At 61.3% G+C, this 20,564-nt stretch carries 16 protein-coding genes; 9 read left to right on the top strand and 7 right to left on the bottom strand.

Annotated features, from left to right (window positions below):
- Positions 1-18 precede the first annotated feature (18 nt).
- On the top strand, positions 19-240 hold the full coding sequence (locus tag N2A41_RS06890) for an AbrB/MazE/SpoVT family DNA-binding domain-containing protein (protein ID WP_003547144.1): 222 nt from the start codon (positions 19-21) through the stop codon (positions 238-240).
- Positions 240-635 (top strand): type II toxin-antitoxin system death-on-curing family toxin, encoded by a 396-nt coding sequence (locus tag N2A41_RS06885; protein ID WP_222384727.1) that lies wholly within the window; start codon positions 240-242, stop codon positions 633-635. Before N2A41_RS06890 ends, N2A41_RS06885 begins: the two co-directional genes overlap by 1 nt.
- On the opposite strand, the gene N2A41_RS06880 is transcribed toward N2A41_RS06885, so the two are convergent.
- Together N2A41_RS06880 and parC are read right to left on the bottom strand one after the other, a co-directional pair.
- Entirely contained in the window at positions 619-1,077 is a 459-nt protein-coding gene (locus N2A41_RS06880) for an SRPBCC family protein (RefSeq protein WP_017963768.1), read from the bottom strand. The two genes, N2A41_RS06885 and N2A41_RS06880, sit on opposite strands and share 17 nt — an antisense overlap.
- A 156-nt stretch (positions 1,078-1,233) precedes the next feature.
- Positions 1,234-3,489, bottom strand: a complete 2,256-nt coding sequence (parC, locus tag N2A41_RS06875) for a DNA topoisomerase IV subunit A (RefSeq protein ID WP_260110587.1) — start codon at positions 3,487-3,489, stop codon at positions 1,234-1,236.
- A 235-nt stretch (positions 3,490-3,724) separates the two neighbouring features.
- On the opposite strand from parC, the gene N2A41_RS06870 reads away from it, so the two are divergent.
- The gene (locus tag N2A41_RS06870; RefSeq protein ID WP_017963766.1) at positions 3,725-4,912 is read left to right on the top strand and encodes a membrane protein; all 1,188 of its coding nucleotides are present in this window, start codon (positions 3,725-3,727) and stop codon (positions 4,910-4,912) included.
- Positions 4,913-5,146: 234 nt separating this feature from the next.
- Here the strand turns inward: N2A41_RS06870 and aspS are convergent, their stop codons facing one another.
- Entirely contained in the window at positions 5,147-6,937 is a 1,791-nt protein-coding gene (gene aspS / locus N2A41_RS06860) for an aspartate--tRNA ligase (protein ID WP_170280083.1), read from the bottom strand.
- A 253-nt stretch (positions 6,938-7,190) separates the two neighbouring features.
- Here aspS and N2A41_RS06855 point away from each other — a divergent pair, with 253 nt between their 5' ends.
- From N2A41_RS06855 to N2A41_RS06840, 4 genes are all read left to right on the top strand, one after another.
- Positions 7,191-8,582 carry a multicopper oxidase family protein gene (locus tag N2A41_RS06855; protein ID WP_260110586.1) on the top strand — a complete coding sequence of 464 codons (1,392 nt, stop codon included), beginning with the start codon at positions 7,191-7,193 and terminating at the stop codon, positions 8,580-8,582.
- Between the two features lie 161 nt (positions 8,583-8,743).
- Positions 8,744-9,889, top strand: coding sequence for a ribonuclease D (gene rnd, locus N2A41_RS06850; protein WP_162117182.1), 1,146 nt, complete (start codon positions 8,744-8,746; stop codon positions 9,887-9,889).
- A 184-nt stretch (positions 9,890-10,073) separates the two neighbouring features.
- Entirely contained in the window at positions 10,074-11,135 is a 1,062-nt protein-coding gene (locus tag N2A41_RS06845) for an adenylate/guanylate cyclase domain-containing protein (protein WP_260110585.1), read from the top strand.
- Positions 11,136-11,288: 153 nt separating this feature from the next.
- A complete protein-coding gene (locus N2A41_RS06840) occupies positions 11,289-12,647 on the top strand; it encodes an esterase-like activity of phytase family protein (RefSeq protein ID WP_260110584.1) in 1,359 nt (452 codons plus the stop codon).
- A gap of 268 nt (positions 12,648-12,915) precedes the next feature.
- On the opposite strand, the gene ppx is transcribed toward N2A41_RS06840, so the two are convergent.
- The 4 genes from ppx to N2A41_RS06820 all read right to left on the bottom strand — a co-directional run bounded on the left by ppx (position 12,916) and on the right by N2A41_RS06820 (position 18,550).
- Entirely contained in the window at positions 12,916-14,436 is a 1,521-nt protein-coding gene (ppx, locus tag N2A41_RS06835; RefSeq protein WP_260058033.1) for an exopolyphosphatase, read from the bottom strand.
- Positions 14,437-14,448: 12 nt separating this feature from the next.
- Positions 14,449-16,611, bottom strand: a complete 2,163-nt coding sequence (locus N2A41_RS06830; RefSeq protein WP_441005718.1) for an RNA degradosome polyphosphate kinase — start codon at positions 16,609-16,611, stop codon at positions 14,449-14,451.
- Positions 16,612-16,719: 108 nt separating this feature from the next.
- Positions 16,720-17,433 (bottom strand): DnaA regulatory inactivator HdaA, encoded by a 714-nt coding sequence (hdaA, locus tag N2A41_RS06825; protein ID WP_260110582.1) that lies wholly within the window; start codon positions 17,431-17,433, stop codon positions 16,720-16,722.
- The gene (locus tag N2A41_RS06820) at positions 17,426-18,550 is read right to left on the bottom strand and encodes an AI-2E family transporter (protein ID WP_026154094.1); all 1,125 of its coding nucleotides are present in this window, start codon (positions 18,548-18,550) and stop codon (positions 17,426-17,428) included. Before N2A41_RS06820 ends, hdaA begins: the two co-directional genes overlap by 8 nt.
- Before the next feature lie 246 nt (positions 18,551-18,796).
- Here N2A41_RS06820 and purM point away from each other — a divergent pair, with 246 nt between their 5' ends.
- Positions 18,797-19,870, top strand: coding sequence for a phosphoribosylformylglycinamidine cyclo-ligase (purM, locus tag N2A41_RS06815; RefSeq protein WP_260110581.1), 1,074 nt, complete (start codon positions 18,797-18,799; stop codon positions 19,868-19,870).
- Positions 19,867-20,541 carry a phosphoribosylglycinamide formyltransferase gene (gene purN / locus N2A41_RS06810; RefSeq protein ID WP_260110580.1) on the top strand — a complete coding sequence of 225 codons (675 nt, stop codon included), beginning with the start codon at positions 19,867-19,869 and terminating at the stop codon, positions 20,539-20,541. Before purM ends, purN begins: the two co-directional genes overlap by 4 nt.
- Positions 20,542-20,564: the final 23 nt, after the last annotated feature.

Here is a 20,564-nt window from a genome sequence, read left to right as displayed (position 1 = left end):
ACCACAGAGGACAAAGCGATGAACGTCACAATCCGCAAGATCGGCAATTCAGAGGGTATTATCATCCCTAAGGAAACCCTCGACCGTCTTGGGTTGAAGACCGGCGATTCATTGGAATTGCAGATGGAAAACGGCGGCATCACTTTGAAGCCGGCCGATGAGGATTTGTCTCGTCAACTCGAGGCGGCGCGATATTTCATGGACAAATATAAGGTCGCCTTGAAAAAGCTGGCCGAATAATGGCCTTCAAATTCCTGACGAGACCATTGGTGGCGAGCCTGCAGAAAATGCAGATCGAGCGCTTCGGCGGTCTCGCAGGACTGCGTAACGAAGGCGCGCTGGATTCGGCGCTCGGCCGGCCGATCCACAAGGCAAACTATGGCTGCGACGACGTCATTGAGCTCGCCGCCGCCTATCTTTTCGGCCTCGCCCGCAACCACGCATTCGCTGACGGCAACAAGCGAATCGCAATCGTAACCGCCGGTGTGTTCCTTCTCGAAAACGGCTACGAGATCGAAACGACCGATGCCAATCTCTACGCTTTCGTTCTTGCCGTCGCCGCCCGCGAGATCGACGAAGAAGGTGCGACCCGCTTCCTGCGGGATTTCTGCATACCGCTCAACCCGTCGCCTTGAACTGCTGCTGCTCCAGTTCCCTGCCAAGCCCCTCGACCACATGCGCCCAGCCCTTCCGGGTCTTTTCCTCGTGTTCAGCCCATTCGGCGCACATTTCATGGGTCAGCGTCAGACGGCTGCCGCTGCCGAGAGGTTCGATGTCGATCTCGACGCGGTCGCAATTGTGATCGTGCTCCTCGACGGAAAGGCTGAAGACCATGCGTCGCGGGCGCTTCAGCTCCAGGAAGACGCCCTGGTGAAAGGCGTCGCCGGTCGGGCGGCGATCGACGACGAAGAAACGGCCGCCGACATGGGGATCGATATCGGCGCGGATGACATGACCCTCGTCAGTAGCAAACAGGAAGCGGCGGGCTATTTCGGGGTTGAGCCAGGCGTCATAGACAACGGCAGGCGGCGCTTTATAGGTGTGCGTGACATGCAATTTGATGGTGCTGGCGGGCATCGATTTTCCTCCGTTAAGGCGCGCGCACTTCCCCAAGCGCACGGGCCGCGGCCATTCCGTCCGCCCTCGGAGCCGGCCTGTTTGTATTTTTGGTAACAGGAGAGAAATAGAGGCATTGCCGCGCCCGCCAAGAGTCGGGCGCGGAATTTTTAAGCCTCAGCCGGCGAATTTGCCGCTGCGCGGGAAGCCCTTCGGCACGGTGCGGCCGGCGGTGGCGCGGTCGGCCAGCCATTCGGCGAGCTCGTCCTTGTTCTTCGTGAACGTGCGGCCGGCGCTGTCTTCCCAGACGAGACCGTCCGATATCGCAAAGCAGCGGACGTCGGAAATGCCGCCATCCTTGTAACGCTGCAGACGCACGCCCTTGCCGCGCGACATTTCCGGCACCTGCACCAGCGGGAAGACCAGCAGCTTGCGGTTTTCGCCGACGACGGCGACATGGTCGCCGCTGACGGGCACGAGCAGCTGCGTTTCCTCGGGCAGCGCGACGTTCATGATCTGCTTGCCCTTGCGCGTATTGGCGACCAGCTCGGCCTCCGGTACGACGAAGCCGTTGCCGGCGGTCGAGACGATCAGCTGCTTGCGCGAGGGCTCATGGACGAAAGCGGTCAGCACCGCCTGGTCGTTGTCCATATCGACGATGATGCGCAGCGGCTCGCCGTGACCGCGACCGCCCGGCAGCTTGTCGCCGCCGAGCGTGAAGGCCTTGCCACCGGTGGTGACGATCAGGATCTTGTCCGTCGTCTGCGCCGGGAAGGCGATCTTCAAGCCGTCACCTTCCTTGAAGGTCAGCGTCGCCGTATCGGCGATATGGCCCTTGAGCGCACGGATCCAGCCCTTCTCGGAAATGACGACGGTGATCGGTTCCTTCTCGATCATCGCCTGCTGGATTGCTTCCTCGTCGGTCTCGGGCGCGTCGGCAAACTGGGTGCGGCGGCGGCCGACCTCGGTCGCCTTGGCGAATTTCTTCTTCACTTCGCCAATTTCCCAGGCGACCGTCTGCCACTGCTTGTCGTCGGAGGAAAGCAACGCTTCGATCTCGCCCTTCTCCTTGGTGAGTTCGTCGAATTCCTTGCGGATCTCGAACTCTTCGAGCTTGCGCAAGGCGCGCAACCGCATATTGAGGATCGCCTCGACCTGATTGTCGGTGAGATCCCAGCGCGCCATCATGACCGGCTTCGGCTCGTCCTCCTCGCGGATGATGCGGATGACCTCATCGATGTTGAGGTAGGCGACCAGCAGGCCGCTGAGGATTTCGAGGCGCCTATCGATCGCCGCCAGACGGAAGCGCGAACGGCGCTGCAGAACTTCGCGGCGGTGGTCCAGCCACTCCTTCAACACCTCGTTCAGCGCCATGACCCGCGGGATGCGGCCCATGGAGAGCACGTTCATGTTGAGCGGGAAGCGGCTTTCGAGTTCCGTCAGCTTGAACATCGATTCCATCAGGATCGTCGGATCGACGCTGCGGGTCTTCGGCACCAGCACGACACGAATATCTTCGGCCGATTCGTCGCGGATATCTTCCAGCAGCGGCAGCTTGCGGGCGATCAGCAGCTCGGCGATCTTCTCGATCAGCCGCGATTTCTGCACCTGGAACGGAATTTCGGTGATGACGATCTGATAGCCGCCGCGGCCGAGATCTTCCGTCTGCCATTTCGCCCGCACGCGGAAACCGCCGCGCCCCGTGCGGTAGCTCTCGATGATGCTGTCGCGGCTGTCGATAATGATGCCGCCGGTGGGGAAATCCGGGCCGGGAATGAATTCGACGAGCTTTTCGACGGTCGCATCGGGATGCTTGATCAGATGCAGGGCGGCATCGCAAAGCTCGTGGGCATTGTGCGACGGGATCGAGGTCGCCATGCCGACGGCAATGCCGGAGGAGCCGTTGGCGAGCAGGTTCGGGAAGGCGCCGGGAAGGACAACCGGCTCGGAATTCGATTCGTCGTAAGTGTCGCGGAAATCGACGGCATCCTGGTCGATGCCTTCGAGCAGCAGTTCGGAGACCGCCGTCATCTTCGATTCGGTGTAACGCATGGCGGCCGGGCTATCGCCGTCGATATTGCCGAAATTGCCCTGGCCGTTGACCAGCGTGTAGCGCTGCGAGAAGTCCTGGGCGAGACGGGCAAGCGCATCGTAGATCGACTGGTCGCCGTGCGGATGGTAATTACCCATCACTTCGCCGACGATCTTGGCGCATTTTCTGAAGGCCGAGTTCGGCCTCAGCCCCATCTCGTTCATCGCATAGACGATGCGGCGATGGACAGGCTTCAGCCCGTCGCGCACATCAGGCAGGGCGCGGTGCATGATGGTCGACAGCGCATAAGCAAGGTAACGCTGCTCGAGCGCCGCCTTGAGGTCGACCGGTTGGATGTGATCGTCGTCTCCGCCTGAAGGCGGCAAAATCTCTTGTCCCATAGGTTCTGACTAGCTCAGAAGCGGCCGGTGGGCAAGGAAACCGGGCCGTTGCAGCTGTGGATGAAGTCTTGGGACTGACATCAAAGGATGAGACAAACGCTCCGCCGCAATTTGGACTTCGTTTGCCGTTCCTCTCAATAGAAATTTAGAGATCCGCAAATATAAAGTGGGCCCAATCCGTAGTAGCGTCACTGCAGATTTCCAACCGCCACCACGCCACCAGAGGAATCACCCCATGAATTTTTACCGGACAACGCGGCTGATGCTGTCGGGCGCCGCCTTTTTCTCACTTGCCGGCTCGGCTTTCGCTCTCGACAGCGCCGACCTGCTGAAAAAGATCAACGCTGCCTATGCCGCGCAGGGCGGAACGATTTCGGCCGACGGCGTCGATATCGATGGCACGACCGTGACATTGAAGAATGTCAGCGTCAAACCGGCCAACGGCGAAAGCCTGCCCATCGGCGAGGTCACCCTATCGGGCGTCGAAGAAGACGAGGATGGCGGCTATTACATCGAAGAAGCCGCCTTCCCCGACATCAACAAGACGGAAGACGGCGTCACGGTGACGGCGGAAGGACTGACGCTTGGCGGCATCTCGGTCCCGGCAACGGCGGGCGGCGATACGCTCGATACCATGATGCTTTACGAGACCGCCCATACCGGCCCGCTGAAGGTGGTCAAGGACGGCGAGGAAATGTTCTCGCTGCTCGAAAGCGACGTCAATCTGACACTGCGTGAAGACGAATCCGGCTTCGATTTTGACGGCGCCTTCAAAAGCATGAAGGCCGATCTCAGCAAAGCCGAAGATCCGCAGAGCAAGGACGCGATCGAGAAGCTCGCCCTGCAGCACATCCAGGGCGACATCACCATGAAGGGCGCCTGGGAACTCGCCCCCGGCACGATCGACATTTCTGAGTTGGCGTTCGACTTCACCAACATCGGCAAGCTGAACCTCGGCTTCAAATTCTCCGGCTACACGATGGCCTTCATGAAATCGATGCAGGATGCGATGAAGCAATCCGAAGCCGGTGCGAACAAGGAACAGTCGCAGCAGGCGCTTGGCCTTGCCATGCTCGGCCTGATGCAGCAGCTGTCCTTCGAGGCGGCGCAGGTGCGCTTCGAAGATGCCTCGATCACCAAGCGCGCGCTCGATTATGCCGGTTCGCAGCAGAACATATCGGGCAAGCAGATGGCGGATTCGCTGAAGGCGATGACGCCGATCATGCTGGCGCAGCTCAATATCCCGGAACTGCAGAACGCCGTTTCGGCTGCCGTCAACACCTTCCTCGACGACCCGAAGAGCCTGACCGTCAAGGCCGCTCCTGAAAAGCCGGTGCCGTTCCCGACGATCGTGGGCGCCGCCATGGGCGCTCCGAATACGCTGCCGCAGGTGCTTGGCGTCAAGGTGACCGCCAACGACTGATCGCTTCGATCTTGCGATGAAAGGCCCGGCAGTCCTTCTGCCGGGCCTTTTCGTATTCAGGCGCGGTGCCGGGCGACTTCAGAAATGGCAAGGGCTGCGATATCAAGCAATTGCCCGCGGGATGCTCCGTGCCTCGCCTGCACCGACACATTCCCTGAATGATGGCGCCTGAGCGACCGAACCAAAAGAAAAGCCCGGCGATTGTCGGGCGTTTGCACTCGGGATCAGGCGATCTCAGTCCTTCTTGACCGGCGGGATCGGCCGGATCGAGAGCTCGCGCAGCTGCGTCGGCGTTGCCGGGCTCGGCGCGCCCATCAGAAGGTCCTGGGCCTGCTGGTTCATCGGGAACAGCGAGATTTCGCGCAGGTTCTTCGCGCCGACGAGCAGCATGATGATACGGTCGATACCGAAGGCAGCACCGCCATGCGGGGGCGCGCCATACTGGAAGGCACGGTAGAGGCCGCCGAAACGATCCTCGACATCCTGCTGGCTGAGGCCGACCTTCTCGAAGGCGGCGACCATGGTTTCCGGCGATTGGTTACGGATCGACCCCGAGGCGATTTCGAAGCCGTTGCAGACGGCGTCATACTGGAACGCCTTGATGGTCAGCGGATCCTGGTTCTGAAGCGCATCGAGGCCGCCCTGCGGCATCGAGAACGGATTGTGGGCGAAATCGACCTTCTTTTCTTCCTCGCTCCATTCGAAGAACGGGAAGTCGACGATCCAGCAGAGTTCGAAACGGTCGCGGTCGACAAGGTTCAGCTCTTCGCCGGCCTTGGTGCGGGCTTCACCGGCAAACTTGTAGAACTTGGCCGGATCGCCGGCAACGAAGAAGCAGGCGTCACCGTCATCGAGGCCGAGCTGGGTACGGATCGCGTCGGTGCGCTCCTCACCGATGTTCTTTGCAAGCGGGCCGGCGCCCTCGAGCTTGTCACCTTCCTTGCGCCAGAAGATGTAACCGAGACCAGGCTGACCAGTCGACTGCGCCCAGGCATTCATACGATCGCAGAACGCTCTGGAACCGCCGGTCTTTGCCGGGATCGCCCAGATCTCGACCTTCGGGTTCGAGGCGATCATGCCGGCGAAGACCTTGAAGCCGGAGCCGGCGAAATGTTCGGTCACAGCTTCCATGACGATGGGATTGCGCAGGTCCGGCTTGTCCGAACCATATTTACGGATCGCCTCGTCATAGGGGATGCGCGGCCATTCCTTGGTGACCGGCTTGCCGTCGGCGAATTCTTCGAAAATGTTGGTCATCAACGGACCGATCGTGTTCCAGACGTCTTCCTGGGTGACGAAGCTCATTTCAAGGTCGAGCTGGTAGAATTCGCCCGGCAGGCGGTCGGCGCGCGGGTCTTCATCGCGGAAGCACGGCGCAATCTGGAAGTAGCGGTCGAAACCCGCCACCATCAGCAGCTGCTTGTACTGCTGCGGCGCCTGCGGCAGCGCGTAGAAGGTGCCGGGATGGATGCGGCTCGGCACCAGGAAGTCGCGCGCGCCTTCCGGCGAGGAAGCCGTCAGGATCGGCGTCGTATATTCGGTGAAGCCGACATTGCTCATTTCGCGGCGCATGGCCGAGATGACCTGGGTGCGCTTGACGATGTTCCGATGCAGCGTTTCGCGGCGAAGGTCGAGGAAGCGATATTTGAGGCGGACGTCTTCGGGATAGTCCGGCTCGCCGAAGACCGGCAGCGGCAATTCCTTGGCGGCGGAGAGGATTTCGATCTCCTGCGCGTAGAGCTCGATCTCGCCTGTTGCCATGGTCTTGTTGACGGTATCTTCGGTGCGGGCCTTGACGAGGCCGTCGATACGGATGACCCATTCGCCACGCACAGTTTCCGCCATCTTGAAGGCCGGGCTGTCGGGATCGGCAACGACCTGGGTGATGCCGTAATGGTCGCGAAGGTCGATGAAGAGAACGCCGCCATGGTCGCGAACGCGGTGGACCCAGCCGGAAATACGGACGGTCGAGCCGACATCCGACTTGCGGAGGGCGGCACATGTGTGGCTGCGATAGCGATGCATGATCTCAAATCCTGGGCTATGCTGAGACGGCAGCAAGGGTTCCAAGAACCCTCAAGCGCCGACAAGAAAATCGGGCGGAAAAGCGCATGGACGCTCCGATTTGTCAAGGCTTGGCGCACGCGGCCGGGCGTTTGGCAGGCGTTTATGGCGAGGCTGCGGCGGAGAGCACTGCGGCAGTTTGGCTGCGCTTCGCGTATTGCTGAAGGCTCCAGTCAACTTTAAAAGGGTCGGCATCGTCACCGCGGAGCATCCCATGCCTCTTCTCACCCGCCGCAATCTCCTGAAGGCGTCCGCCGTCGCCGGCGCTTATGGAGTGGGCATCGGCATCGCCGGCAGATTCGGGCTTGCGGAGGCGGCACCGGAGCCGCAGCTGCTGAAAGCCTTGAAAACCGAGGCCATGCTGACGGAAGCGGGCCCGACCAAAGATATCATGAGCTGGGGCAATGACGGCATGCCGCCGGTTCTCAGAATGACCAAGGGCCGGCCCTATGCGGCACGGCTGACCAACGGGCTCGACGAGCCGACAACGATCCATTGGCACGGGCTTCGCATCGACAACCGAATGGACGGAGTGCCCTTCATGACGCAGCCCTACGTCTATACCGGCGACAGCTTCGATTATGCCTTCACGCCGCCCGACGCCGGCACCTTCTGGTATCATCCGCATTGTAACACGCTGACGCAGATGGGACACGGCATGACCGGCGTCATCGTCGTCGAGAACCCGGCCGATCCGGAGTTCGATGCGGAGGTGGTGCTGAACCTGCGCGACTGGCGGCTCGGCGGCGACGGCCAATTCATCGCCCCCTTCCGCCCGCGCGATGCGGCCAAGACCGGCACCTACGGCACGGTGCGCACCGCCAACTGGCATCAGGAACCGCGATACGACGCGCCAGCCGGCGGGCTGGTTCGGCTGCGCATCGCGGTCACCGACGTAACGCGGATCTTCTCCCTGAAGATGGAAGGCGCCGACGCCACCGTGATTGCGATCGACGGCAATCCGGTGCCGAAGCGTTTTTCCCTCGACCTGCTGCAGATCGGACCGGGCCAGCGGCTCGATCTTGCCGTGCGCATGCCCGACGGCGAAGGCGCGATCGCGACGCTGGAAGATATCCGCGGCACGACGCCGAAGACGATCGCCAGCCTGCGCGCGGTCGGATCATCATTGAAGCGCGCCATCGGCGATCTCGGGCCGCTTGTCGACAACCCCATCCAGAAGGCCGATCTAACCGCCGCCGAGCAGATCCCGCTGATACTGAGCGCCACTGCCGAGAATGCTAGCGTCGAAAGCATCTGCGGCACGCTAGGCTACAGTTTCTGGGCAATCAACAAGGTGCCGTGGCCAGGCGACACGCCCGATCCGACAGCGCCGCTTGCGGAATTGAAGCTCGGCAAGAGCTATGTCTTCAATCTCGAAAATACCACGCCGCATGCGCATCCGATCCATCTGCACGGGATGAGCTTCACGGTGATCTCCTCCTCGACGCGGCAGGTAATGCCGCTGGTGTCAGATACCTATCTCATCCAGCCGGACGAGAAGGTGCAGCTTGCCTTCGTCGCCGACAATCCCGGCGACTGGCTGCTGCATTGCCATATCATCGAGCATCAGAAGACGGGGATGACGAGCTATCTCAGGGTAAGCTGAGGCAGTGCGCTTTCACTGAGGTTGGGCTGTGCTTCGCGCCTTGCCTCAGTTTGGACGTGATTCTTAGCCAGCAATGCTCGAAGCGTATGCTGTTGTATTGACATATCGAACCGAAAGGAGAAGGAAGGTTTAACCGACCTTTTCCTTGCGAATGAAATGATATGATCGAAACCACCGCCGATTTGGCGGCCGCCTGCAAAGAGCTGGCCAAGTCCGACTTCATCACCATCGACACCGAATTCCTGCGCGAAACGACCTTCTGGCCGGAGCTCTGCCTGATTCAGATGGCAAGCCCGACGACGGAAGTTCTCGTCGATCCGCTGGCCAAGGGCATCGATCTCGCCCCCTTCTTCGAGCTCATGGCCGATACGAAGGTGCTGAAGGTCTTTCATGCGGCCCGCCAGGACATCGAAATCATCTTCAATCGCGGCAATCTCATTCCGCATCCGATCTTCGACACGCAGGTCGCCGCCATGGTCTGCGGCTTCGGCGACAGCGTCTCCTATGACCAGTTGGTCAGCCGTATCAAGAACGTGCATATCGACAAGTCGTCGCGCTTCACCGACTGGAGCCGCCGGCCGCTGTCGGACAAACAGCTGGATTATGCGCTGGCCGACGTCACCCACCTGCGCGACGTATACCTGTCGCTGAAGGCGGAACTTGATCGCGAAGGCCGCACCTCCTGGCTCTCCGAGGAAATGGACATTCTCGAGTCGCGCGAAACCTACGACATGCATCCCGACGATGCATGGCAGCGGCTGAAGATGCGCCTGCGCAAGCCGCAGGAGCTGGCGATCCTCAAATACGTCGCTGCCTGGCGCGAACGCGAGGCGCGGGCCCGCAACGTGCCGCGTTCGCGGGTGCTGAAGGACGATGCGATCTACGAAATCGCCCAGCAGCAGCCCAAGGATACCGAGGCGCTCGGCCGGCTGCGCACCATTCCGAAGGGCTGGGAGCGCTCGGTCTCCGGCGCTGCGGTCATTGAGGCCGTCAACACCGCTCTTGATCTTCCGAAGGCCGATATGCCGCATGTGCCGCGCCAGGCGCAGGCGCCCGAAGGGGCCGCTGCTGCCGTCGAATTGTTGAAGGTGCTGCTGAAGCTGATTTCGGAAAAACACGGCGTGGCGCCGAAGGTGATCGCCAACAGCGAGGATCTCGACAAGATCGCCGCCGAGGGCGAGAAGGCCGAAGTCGCTGCCCTGCACGGCTGGCGGCGCGATCTTTTCGGCGAGCCGGCACTGCAGCTGATCCAGGGCGCGATCGCCCTGCGCTTCGTCGGGCGGAAGGTCGAAACCGTCAGCCTCTGAGACGGCTGCAGAATTCCTTAAATCTGAATCGATTTGAGGATAAATTGTGCGGCAATTCAAAGTGCTACGGCGTCCTTTAGCGGCTCTCGAAAAGACACGCTAAGGACGCAGTAGTTTCGAATTCGCTTGACGGTTTTTTCCGGCCTGAAACAATGGCCGGGAAAACTCACGGCGCAGAGGCGGCATGCGGGAAATATCTCCGACACAGAATTGGATCCTCATCGCGATCGTCCTCGCGGCCAGCGGCGTCGTCTATGATCTGATGTTCTACTCCAATCAGACGCCGGTTATCGGGGCGATCTTCGCGCTGTTCATCGGCATGCCGATTCTCGCCTTCGAGCGCAAGGTGCTATTTCGGGCGCTCTATAGACGCATCCAGAAGCTGCCGACCTTCGCCTTCATCATCACCGAACTGGTGATCTATGAGATCCTGATGAGTATCGGCTTTGCCTGCGCCGGCCTGTTGCTCTGGTCGCTCGGCATGCTGAAGCCGGCGTCGCTCCTCGACCTCATCATCATGCCGTTCGAGGTGTTCCTATATGCGCTTGCGGTCTGCACGATGCTGATCTTCGTCTTGCGCGTGCGAGAACTGCTTGGTCGTGAAGTCTTCCTCAGCATGCTCATCAGCCGCTACCGCAATCCGGTCAAGGAAGAGCGCGTCTTCCTGTTCATCGACCTCGTCGATTCGACGGCTTTTGCCGAGAAGCATGGCGACCTCAGGGCGCAACAGCTGCTGAACTCGCTGTTTGCGACCTTCGCCGAGCCCGTCAGGCGCCACAAGGGCATGATCAACGACTATGTTGGCGATGCGGCGATCATCACCTGGCCGCTTGCCCGCGGCGTCAAGGAGGCGCGTTGTGTGCGTTGCATTTTCGATATCCTTGCCGACATCGAAGCCAATGCCGCCGGCTGGCGGAAAAATTACGGGCAGGTGCCAAAGCTCCGTGCCGCCCTTCACGGCGGCGAGATCATCACCGCCGAAATCGGCGTCGACCATCACAAGATCAGCTATTTCGGCGATACGGTGAACACCACCGCCCGGCTGGAGACACTCTGCCGCAGTCTGAACCGATCGGTTCTGATCTCCAGCGAACTTGCCCGGCGCATGAATTTTCCCGACGACATCACCTGCGAGGATCTCGGCACCCATGCTGTGAAGGGACGCGGCCAGGCGCTCGGCGTCATGGCGCTTACCTCGCGCGCGGTCACCGTGCTGAACACGCCGGCGGTCGTTCTGCACGGCTGATGCGTAAATTCAAAGTGTTACAGCGTCCTTTGCGCGTCTGAGAAAGACGCGCGACGCTGTAGTACGTCACCAAAGCTTCACCCAACCGTCAATTCGCTGACACGGAAGCCCTGCTAAGCGGAAGGCCTTTGCAATCCGTTCCACGGGGATATTATGAAGAACGTCCTTTTTGCTTCCGTATCGCTTTTCATCTTGGTCGCAGGCTCCGCATCGGCCGACCAGCAGCAGTTCCCGGCCAAGCTCGCCGGCCAGGCGATCCTGCCTGCCAACACCATGGTTCCGGCACTGGCCGATGCCCCCGAATTCCTCAAGCATTCCGGCAAGTTTACGACGCCGGACCGCAAGCGTGCCGAAGCGCTCGGCACCGTTCCCGGCAAGGACGGCGCCCGCATAACCGATCTGAAGCTTCCCTTCGACGGCCAGCCGATCCAGGGTTTCTCGGGCGTCAAGACGATGGCCGACGGCACCTTCTGGACACTCTCCGACAACGGCTTCGGCTCGAAGTCCAACTCGTCGGATTCCATGCTCTTCCTGCACCAGATGAAGTTCGACTGGGCCGGCAACAAGGCTGAAGTCGTCAAGAACCTCTTCCTTTCCGACCCCAATAAGATCGCCCCGTTCCCGATCGTGCTTGAAGGCAGCGACACGCGTTATCTCACCGGCGCCGACTTCGACATCGAATCGATCCAGCCGGTTGCCGACGGCTTCTGGCTCGGAGACGAATTCGGTCCCTACATCCTGAAGTTCGACACGTCAGGCCGCCTGACCGACGTCATTCCGACGACGCTCGACGGCAAGCCGGTGCTTTCGCCCGACAATCCGCTTCTCTCGGTTCCATCAAACCCGGCCGCCAAGATGCCGGTCTTCAATCTGAAGCGCTCCGGCGGCTTCGAAGGCCTCGCCATGTCGAAGGACGGCGCCAAGCTCTACGGCCTGCTCGAAGGCGCCATCTACAAGGATGACGGCACGGTGGAAACCAACGATGGGCACACTGCCGTCCGCGTCATCGAGTTCGATGTCGCCTCCAAGAAGTGGACCGGCCGCAGCTGGCTCTATCCGTTCGAAGACAAGGGTGTCTCGATCGGCGACTTCAACATGCTCGACGAGGCGACCGCTCTCGTCATCGAGCGCGATAACGGTGCTGGCACAACGGACAAGGCCTGCGCCGATCCGAAGCAGCCGAAGCCGGATTGCTTCGAAGCTCCGGCCGTGCTGAAGCGGGTCTACAAGATCGAATTCAACGACGCCAATGTCGACAAGGCCGTCCGCAAGATCGGCTATATCGACCTGCTGAACATCCAGGACCCCGACAACAAGAAGAAGGCCGGCGGCAAGGACGGCGTCTACGACATGCCGTTCGTGACGATCGAAAACGTCGACCGCGTCGACGCCACGCACATCATCATCGGCAACGACAACAACCTGCCCTTCTCGGCCGGCCGCGCCGTCGACAAGGCCGACAATAACGAGTTCAGCCTGCTCGAAGTCGGCGAGTTCCTGAACGCGAAGTAGTTTGGGTTGATATGAGATAGAGGGCGGTGCGTGGGCGCCGCCTTTTTGTTGACGCTGTGCCGTGTGTGCCCCCCTCTGTCCTGCCGGGCATCTCCCCCACAGCTGGGGAGATTGGCTGGGCGCAACGACTCGCCAAAACAACAGCGGCTCAGCTCGGCTTGACGTTCAAGATGCGGGAAGGTCATGCCACTTGTGCTCTCCCCACCTGTGGGGGAGATGCCCGGCAGGGCAGAGGGGGCTGGTCCGGCACAACGGTCGCAAATCAAACCTATTCGAACCGAAATGCCAACCGCTTGTTCGTCAGCCTCGACAGCTGCTGCAGGCGGCCGTCCAGGCGTTCGCCGGCGAAATCGCGATATTCGGGAGGCACGACGAATTCGAGGTCGAGGTCTGGGCTCGATGATTTGCGGAAGGTCAGGTTCTTGACGATGCCGGGCATCGAAGCCGAGAAGAGGTAGACGACGCGCAGCATGCCGCCGAGCAGCTTGGCGCGCTCGACGAGCTGGGGCGTGGCGATCTGCGCCAGCGGACCGGTGGCGCCGTCGTCATGCAGGCCTTCAAAACGGTAATAGTTGGAAAGCGCGATGAAGGCGCGGCCGGGATGACTGATGCCGACGAAGGAAGAGTGGGCGATGACGTTCAGCGCCTGCAGGCCGCGATAGTCAGGATGAGCGCGCCAGCTGATATCGGCAAGCAGACAGGCGGCCTGACGGTAGCGGCTTTCCTCTTCGGTTTCCTGGATGCCGAAGAGGGGCATCATGCGGCCTGTCCATTCCGCCAGCTCGCGCGCATGCTCCGGCGAACGGGCACGCAGGATCGCCAGTTCTCCGGCGGCGGCAAGCAACGGATCCAGGCGGCGCTCGGCCTCCGACAGCAGCGAATAAAGATATCCCTCGCGCACACCCTGCGCCGAGAAGGAAATCAACGACGGCTTCATCGCGCTCAGCACTTCCTTCATGGCGACGGCGCCGAAGGGCAGCAGCGACCGGCGGTGCTTGGAAACGGCCTGCAGCGCCGGCTCCCTGGAATCGCGCGCGGCAACCACCTGGTCGAGGAACTGCATCATTCCTTCGAGCGGCACTTCATAACCCTGCATCATGTGCAGCGGATAATGGGTGATTTCCATGTGCAGCTTGGCGATGTTTCGCCAGGTGCCGCCGACGGCGTAGAAGGTGCGCCCCTCGCCTTTCGACAACAGTTTTGCCGTCTTCAGCTGCTTGCGGGCAAAGGTCTGGGCCTTGGAAAGCGAGCCGCCGGCATATTCCGACAGGCGCAGGCCGCCGAGCGGCAGCGTGATGCCCTTGCCGACCTCTTTGCCCTTGATATCGATCAACTCCAGCGAGCCGCCGCCGAGATCGCCGGCAATGCCATCAGGATTATAGAAACCGCTGATGATGCCGAGCGAGGCGAATTTTGCCTCCTCCTCGCCCGAGAGCACGCGGACCTTGCGGTTAAGGATGGTTTCCGCCTGATGGATGAAATCAGGACCGTTGCTCGCCTCGCGCGCGGCCGCCGTCGCCAGCACATACATGGTGGCGGCGCGCGCCTGATCTGACAGAGCCTTGAAACGGTGCAGCGCCGCCAGAGCCCGGCCGACACTGTCTTCGTCCATCTTGCCGGTAAGGGCGACGCCTTTGCCCAGGCCGCAGAGGACCTTTTCGTTGAAGAGGACGGTTGGCGAACGGGACATGCCTTCGTAGACGACAAGACGAATGGAATTCGATCCAATATCGACGACGGAGACCGGGGCGATCCCCGGAAGGCGCCCCTGGGCTTCAGATTCAACCATTTAGGTCCAGTTTTACTTGTTGTTGCGGCCTTCGAGCAGGCCGGCGATCAGCTTCGGCGCACTGGACTTCAGAGCTTCACCACGGCCTGACAGGCTCGGATTGGTCATGAAATATTGCTGCGCATTGAACGGTTCTTCGCCCCTGCGCACTTCCATGCGTCGCGACGTACCGTCGGGCAATATCTCGTAGCTTTGTTGATTGTCAATCACGTTGCCGAGCATAATCTGTGACAAGACCTGCTCGTGAACCGTCGGATTCGTCAATGGAACCATCGTTTCCACACGGCGATCGAGGTTTCGCGGCATCATGTCGGCCGAGCCGATGTAAACCAGCGCCTTGTCGGACGGCAGGCCGTGGCCGTTGCCGAAGCAGAAGATGCGGCTGTGTTCGAGGAAGCGTCCGACAATCGACTTGACGCGAATCTTTTCCGAAAGGCCGGGCACCTGCGGACGCAGGCAGCAGATGCCGCGCACGACGAGATCGATCTCGACGCCGGCATGGCTGGCGCGATAGAGCGCATCGATGATGTCAGGATCGACAAGCGAATTCATCTTCATCCAGATCGCTGCCGGCGTGCCGTTCCTGGCATGCTGGACCTCTTCCTCGATGTGACGCAGGATGCGCGAGCGCATCGTATAGGGCGAGATCGCGAGCTGCATACCCTGTTCCGGCTCACCATAGCCGGTGATGAAGTTGAAGATGTTCGCCATGTCGTGGGCGATGACAGGATTGCAGGTGAAGTAGGATAGATCGGTATAGATCTTCGCGGTGATCGGGTGATAGTTGCCGGTGCCAAGATGGCAATAGGTGCGCAGTTTGCCATCCTCGCGACGGACGACCAGCGACATCTTGGCGTGGGTCTTGAGCTCGATGAAACCGAAGACGACCTGGACGCCGGCACGTTCGAGGTCGCGCGCCCAACGGATGTTCGCCTCTTCGTCGAAGCGGGCCTTGAGCTCGACCAGCGCCGTCACCGACTTGCCGGCTTCGGCGGCATCGATCAGCGCGCGAACGATCGGGCTGTCGTTGGAGGTGCGGTAAAGCGTCTGCTTTATCGCCAGGACGTCAGGATCGCGCGCAGCCTGGAGAAGAAACTGGACCACCACGTCGAAAGATTCGTAGGGGTGATGGACAACCATGTCCTTTTCGCGGATGGCTGCGAAGCAGTCGCCGGCATGTTCGCGGACGCGCTCGGGAAATCGCGCATTGTAGGGGGCAAACCTGAGATCGTCGCGCGGCGCCTTGGCAATCTCCGACAGCGTGTTCAGCGCCAGAAGACCCGGCAGAACGGCGACGCGGTTGTCGGGGATACTCAGCGCCTGGACGACGAACTGGCGCAGCGAGGCCGGCATTTCCGAGTCGGTCTCGATGCGGATGACCTTGCCGCGACGGCGGCGCTTCAGCGCCGTTTCGAAGAAGCGGACGAGATCCTCGGCCTCTTCCTCGACTTCGATATCGCTGTCGCGGATGACGCGGAACGTACCGGAGCCCTGCACCTCGTAACCCGGGTAGAGCCGGTGGATGAAGATGTTGGCGACATCTTCCAGCGTGATGTAGCGGATCGTGTTTCCATCATCCGGCAGGCGGACGAAGCGGTCGAGCGCCACCGGCAGGCGCAGCAGCGCCGTCATCGGCTCGCGGCCATTCTTGCTGACGAGCTGCAGACCGATCGAGAAGCCGAGATTCGGGATGAAGGGGAACGGATGGGCCGGATCGATCGATAGCGGCGTCAAAACAGGGAAGATCGCCTGTTCGAATTCGGCGGCCAGCCACTGGCGGTCGCCATCGCTCAAGGCGCCGGGGCGCACGATCAAGATGTCTTCCTTGGCGAGATATTGTTGCAGCACCGCGAGCGAGGCCTGCTGCTCCATCTGCAGATGGTCGATCTCCTGCAGGATCGAATCGAGCTGCTCGGCCGGCGTCTTGCCGTCGGGGCTGCGGATGGCGATATTCTGGCGTACCTGGCCCTCGAGGCCGGCGACACGCACCATGAAGAATTCATCGAGGTTGGCGGCCGAAATCGACAGGAAACGGACGCGCTCGAGCAGCGGATGCTCGGTATTCAACGTTTCTTCCAGGACACGGCGATTGAACTGCAGCCAGGAGAATTCTCGATTGATGAAGCGCTCGGGGCTCTTGAGCAGCTCTTCCAGCGGGGGGGTGTTGTCGTTGATTTCCGGAGTGAGTTCCTGATGTTCTGCGACTGCGCTGTCCATGGTCCGCTTACCCCGTTTTCAATCGCCAAAGGCAATTATATCAGTTTGACGACGGAACTGTGACAGTCAATCGGCTGGTTCCGAATTTCCCAATTCATTCAATACTTCGGCAGCAAGAGACCGGGTGATTTTCGTGCCCCGCGACAGGGCCAGCCGGTCAAGCCTTTCGACGATCGTCTGGGCCGCGTTCAGCGACCGCTCCATCCGGTTGACGATATAGAGCACGAGTTTGTCATCTATATAAAGCTGCCGGTCGGCGAAGAGCTTGACGATCACCTGCGACAACAGCGCCTCATCGGGTTCGCCGATCTCGACGACGGTCGCTGCTTTCAGGCGCGAGCGCAGATCGGGCAGCAAAACTGGCCACGACATCGGCCAGAGACGGCTGGTGATCAACAGGCTGGTGCCATTTTCGCGGACGCTGTTAATGACGTGAAAGAGCGCGTTGTCGTCGAAACCAAGACGGTCGGCGTCCTCGAACAGCACCGGCCCGGCGGCGGCGGCAACCGCGGCATCCGAGCCAAGCTCGGGATGGATGCTCACCGCCTCGCTCAATTCCCGCCAGATGCGGGCGAGATGCGATTTTCCCGAGCCGACGGGGCCGGCGAGCACGACGACCGGCGATGGCCATGCCGGCCAGGCGTCGACGATCGAAACGGCGGCGGCGAGACGCTCCGAGATCAGGAGGTCGTCACGCCCGCTTGCGGCATCGTGCGAAAAGACCAGCGGCAGCTGCTCTCCGGCCTTGCGCTTCGGATCAGCGTTCTTCACGTCATTCATTAGGAACTGACTTCGTCTTCCGGGCGCGGTTACTGGGCGACCCGCCAAAGTAAAGATCGCTCTGAAGGTAGCGTGAAAGTGCGAAGCGGACAAGGACGCCGACGGCCGCCGCCGCCGGCACGGCGACCAGAAGCCCGACGAAACCGAAGAGCGCCCCAAAGGCAAAGAGCGCAAACATCAGCCAGACAGGATGCAGGCCGACGCTCGAGCCGACCAGCTTCGGCTGCAGAATGTTGCCTTCGAGGAACTGGCCACTGAAGAAGACGACGAGCACCAGGCCGATCCACGGATAATCGGGCCAGAACTGCACAAGCGCGACGCCGACGGCCAGCACGAGCCCAACCATCGAGCCGACATAGGGAATGAAGCTGATCATGCCGGCGAAGAGACCGATCAGCAGGCCGAAATTCAGCCCGACGAGAGAGAGGCCGGCGGCATAATAGATGCCGAGGATGAGGCAGAGCGAGCCCTGTCCGCGGATGAAACCGGCAATCGCCTGGTCGATCTCCTTGGCGATCTGGCGGACATCGCGGACGTAATCACGCGGGACCCATTGGTCGACCTTGGCAACCATGCGGTCCCAGTCGAGCAGGATGTAGAAGGCGACGACGGGGGTGACCACGAGCAGCGATATGACGTCGACGATCGCCTTGCCGGAATTCCAGATCTGCGCAAAGAGCCCGGTGAGGAAGCCCATGCCCTCCGACAGGATGCCCGAGAGATTGTCCTTGATCGTGCCCATCTGGTTCTCGACCCAGTCCGGCAGCAGCGAATTTTGCGCCTGCGCGATGAACTGCTGTAATTGGCTGATATAACCCGGCAGACGCTGAGCGAAATCGTTGAACTGGCTGATCAGCACCGGAATGAGGATCATCAGCGCCAGCGCGAAGACGATGACGAAGGCGACGAGAATGCCGATGGTCGCCATCATGCGGCTCAGACCCAGGCGCTCCAGCCGGTCGGCCACCGGATCGAGGAAATAGGCAATCGCCATGCCGGCAATGAAAGGCAGCAGGATCGAGCTGAAGACATAAAGAAAGACGATGAAAAAGACGAGCACCGCCAGCCAGAAGAATATCTGACGCTTGAGAATGTTTCCACTGACTTGCTGTGGCATTGCCTTCCCCGTTGGTCGCTCGCCGCCGCCTGGCGCCGCATCCGATCCGAAGCGGCCATTCAGCACATAGGATGCAGGCGCAAAGATGGTCAACCCTGCCGCGCCGAATCCCCAAAAGGCTCAGGAAAGACGCGGGAAATTGGGGGCTTTTGCCATGCAACGCTTGCATAAACGCCCCTGTCATGCAATTGCGACCGGCAGATGACGCGGCACGTTTGCCGCCTGAAATAGCCATCGGAGACCAGCATGAGCCAGTCTGGGAAAAACGGCCTGACATATAGCGATGCGGGCGTCGACATCGATGCCGGCAACCTCCTCGTCGAGAAGATCAAGCCGGCGGTGCGCTCGACCCGCCGTCCCGGCGCCGACGGCGAGATCGGCGGCTTCGGCGGGCTTTTCGATCTCAAGGCGGCAGGCTTTACCGATCCGGTTCTCGTCGCCGCCAATGATGGTGTCGGCACCAAGCTGAAAATTGCGATCGACGCCGACTATCACGACACGGTCGGCATCGACCTCGTCGCCATGTGCGTCAACGATCTCGTGGTGCAGGGCGCCGAGCCGCTGTTCTTCCTCGATTATTTCGCGACCGGCAAGCTCGACCCCGACCAGGGCGCTGCCATCGTCGGTGGCATTGCCGCCGGCTGCCGCGAGGCCGGCTGCGCGCTGATCGGCGGCGAGACGGCCGAAATGCCCGGCATGTATTCCTCCGGCGACTACGACCTCGCCGGCTTTGCCGTCGGTGCTGCCGAACGCGGCAAGCTCCTGCCATCAGGCGATATTGCCGAGGGTGACGTAATCCTCGGCCTTGCCTCCTCCGGCGTCCATTCCAACGGTTTCTCGCTGGTGCGCAAGATCGTCGAATTGTCCGGTCTCGATTGGGATGCACCGGCGCCGTTCGCCGAAGGCAAGAAGCTCGGCGAAGCGCTGCTCGAGCCGACCCGCATCTATGTGAAGCCGCTTTTGAAGGCGATCCGCGAAACCGGCGCCATCAAGGCGCTGGCGCACATCACCGGCGGCGGCTTCCCGGAAAATATTCCGCGCGTGTTGCCGAAGCATCTGGCAGCCGAGATCGATCTTGCCGCCGTCAAGGTCCCCCCAGTGTTTTCATGGCTCGCCAAGACGGGCGGTGTCGAATCCAAGGAAATGCTGCGCACTTTCAACTGCGGCGTCGGCATGATTGCCGTCGTCGGCGGTGAGAATGTTGCAGCGGTTTCCGCCGCACTCGAAGCCGAAGGCGAGACTGTCGTCACGCTCGGCCGCATGATCGCCCGCGACGAGGGCGCTGCCGGCACGGTCTACAAGGACACGCTTGCCATATGAGCTCGCCGCGCAAACGCGCCGTCGTCTTCATATCAGGCAGCGGCTCCAACATGATGGCGCTGGTAGCGGCGGCAAAGGCAGCCGACTACCCGGCCGAGATCGTCAGTGTCATCTCCGACAAGGCGGATGCCGGCGGGCTTGCCAAGGCCGCAGCCGAAGGTATTGCCACCTTTGCCTTTCCCCGCAAGGACTATGCCAGCAAGGACGCGCACGAAGCGGCGATCTTTTCGGCGCTCGATGAACTTTCGCCCGACATCCTCTGCCTGGCAGGCTATATGCGGCTGCTGACGCCGACCTTCATCCAGCGTTACGAAGGCCGGATGCTCAACATCCACCCTTCCCTGCTGCCGCTATTTCCCGGCCTGCATACCCATCAGCGGGCGATCGACGCCGGCATGCGCATCGCCGGCTGCACGGTGCATTTCGTCACCGAAGGCATGGATGAGGGGCCGGTGATCGGCCAGGCGGCCGTCCCTGTTCTTTCCGGCGACACGGCCGAAAGCCTTGCCGCGCGTGTGCTCACCGTCGAACACCAGATCTACCCGCAAGCGCTGCGGCTTTTGGCCGAAGGCCGCGTTACGATGGAAGGCGGCAGGGCCGTCGGTGCGGCGGAGGCCTCGACCGCAGCACCCAAAGCTCAACTCATCTCGCTGATCGGCGACCGCGCCTAAACGCATCGCCACACGACGCGCTT

The sequence above is a fragment of the Rhizobium sp. SRDI969 genome, from assembly GCF_025152725.1.
GTDB classification, from domain to species: domain Bacteria; phylum Pseudomonadota; class Alphaproteobacteria; order Rhizobiales; family Rhizobiaceae; genus Rhizobium; species Rhizobium leguminosarum_I.
The sequence above is the reverse complement of the archived record's forward strand: the minus strand, read 5'-3'. Positions and strand labels throughout refer to the sequence as shown.

What these genes read in the sequence shown, in the direction of transcription:
- N2A41_RS06890 (WP_003547144.1), top strand. Translation starts at nt 19, where the DNA reads ATGAACGTCACAATCCGCAAGATCGGCAATTCAGAGGGTATTATCATC.
- N2A41_RS06885 (WP_222384727.1), top strand. Translation starts at nt 240, where the DNA reads ATGGCCTTCAAATTCCTGACGAGACCATTGGTGGCGAGCCTGCAGAAA.
- N2A41_RS06880 (WP_017963768.1), bottom strand. Translation starts at nt 1,077, where the DNA reads ATGCCCGCCAGCACCATCAAATTGCATGTCACGCACACCTATAAAGCG.
- parC (WP_260110587.1), bottom strand. Translation starts at nt 3,489, where the DNA reads ATGGGACAAGAGATTTTGCCGCCTTCAGGCGGAGACGACGATCACATC.
- N2A41_RS06870 (WP_017963766.1), top strand. Translation starts at nt 3,725, where the DNA reads ATGAATTTTTACCGGACAACGCGGCTGATGCTGTCGGGCGCCGCCTTT.
- aspS (WP_170280083.1), bottom strand. Translation starts at nt 6,937, where the DNA reads ATGCATCGCTATCGCAGCCACACATGTGCCGCCCTCCGCAAGTCGGAT.
- N2A41_RS06855 (WP_260110586.1), top strand. Translation starts at nt 7,191, where the DNA reads ATGCCTCTTCTCACCCGCCGCAATCTCCTGAAGGCGTCCGCCGTCGCC.
- rnd (WP_162117182.1), top strand. Translation starts at nt 8,744, where the DNA reads ATGATCGAAACCACCGCCGATTTGGCGGCCGCCTGCAAAGAGCTGGCC.
- N2A41_RS06845 (WP_260110585.1), top strand. Translation starts at nt 10,074, where the DNA reads ATGCGGGAAATATCTCCGACACAGAATTGGATCCTCATCGCGATCGTC.
- N2A41_RS06840 (WP_260110584.1), top strand. Translation starts at nt 11,289, where the DNA reads ATGAAGAACGTCCTTTTTGCTTCCGTATCGCTTTTCATCTTGGTCGCA.
- ppx (WP_260058033.1), bottom strand. Translation starts at nt 14,436, where the DNA reads ATGGTTGAATCTGAAGCCCAGGGGCGCCTTCCGGGGATCGCCCCGGTC.
- hdaA (WP_260110582.1), bottom strand. Translation starts at nt 17,433, where the DNA reads ATGAATGACGTGAAGAACGCTGATCCGAAGCGCAAGGCCGGAGAGCAG.
- N2A41_RS06820 (WP_026154094.1), bottom strand. Translation starts at nt 18,550, where the DNA reads ATGCCACAGCAAGTCAGTGGAAACATTCTCAAGCGTCAGATATTCTTC.
- purM (WP_260110581.1), top strand. Translation starts at nt 18,797, where the DNA reads ATGAGCCAGTCTGGGAAAAACGGCCTGACATATAGCGATGCGGGCGTC.
- purN (WP_260110580.1), top strand. Translation starts at nt 19,867, where the DNA reads ATGAGCTCGCCGCGCAAACGCGCCGTCGTCTTCATATCAGGCAGCGGC.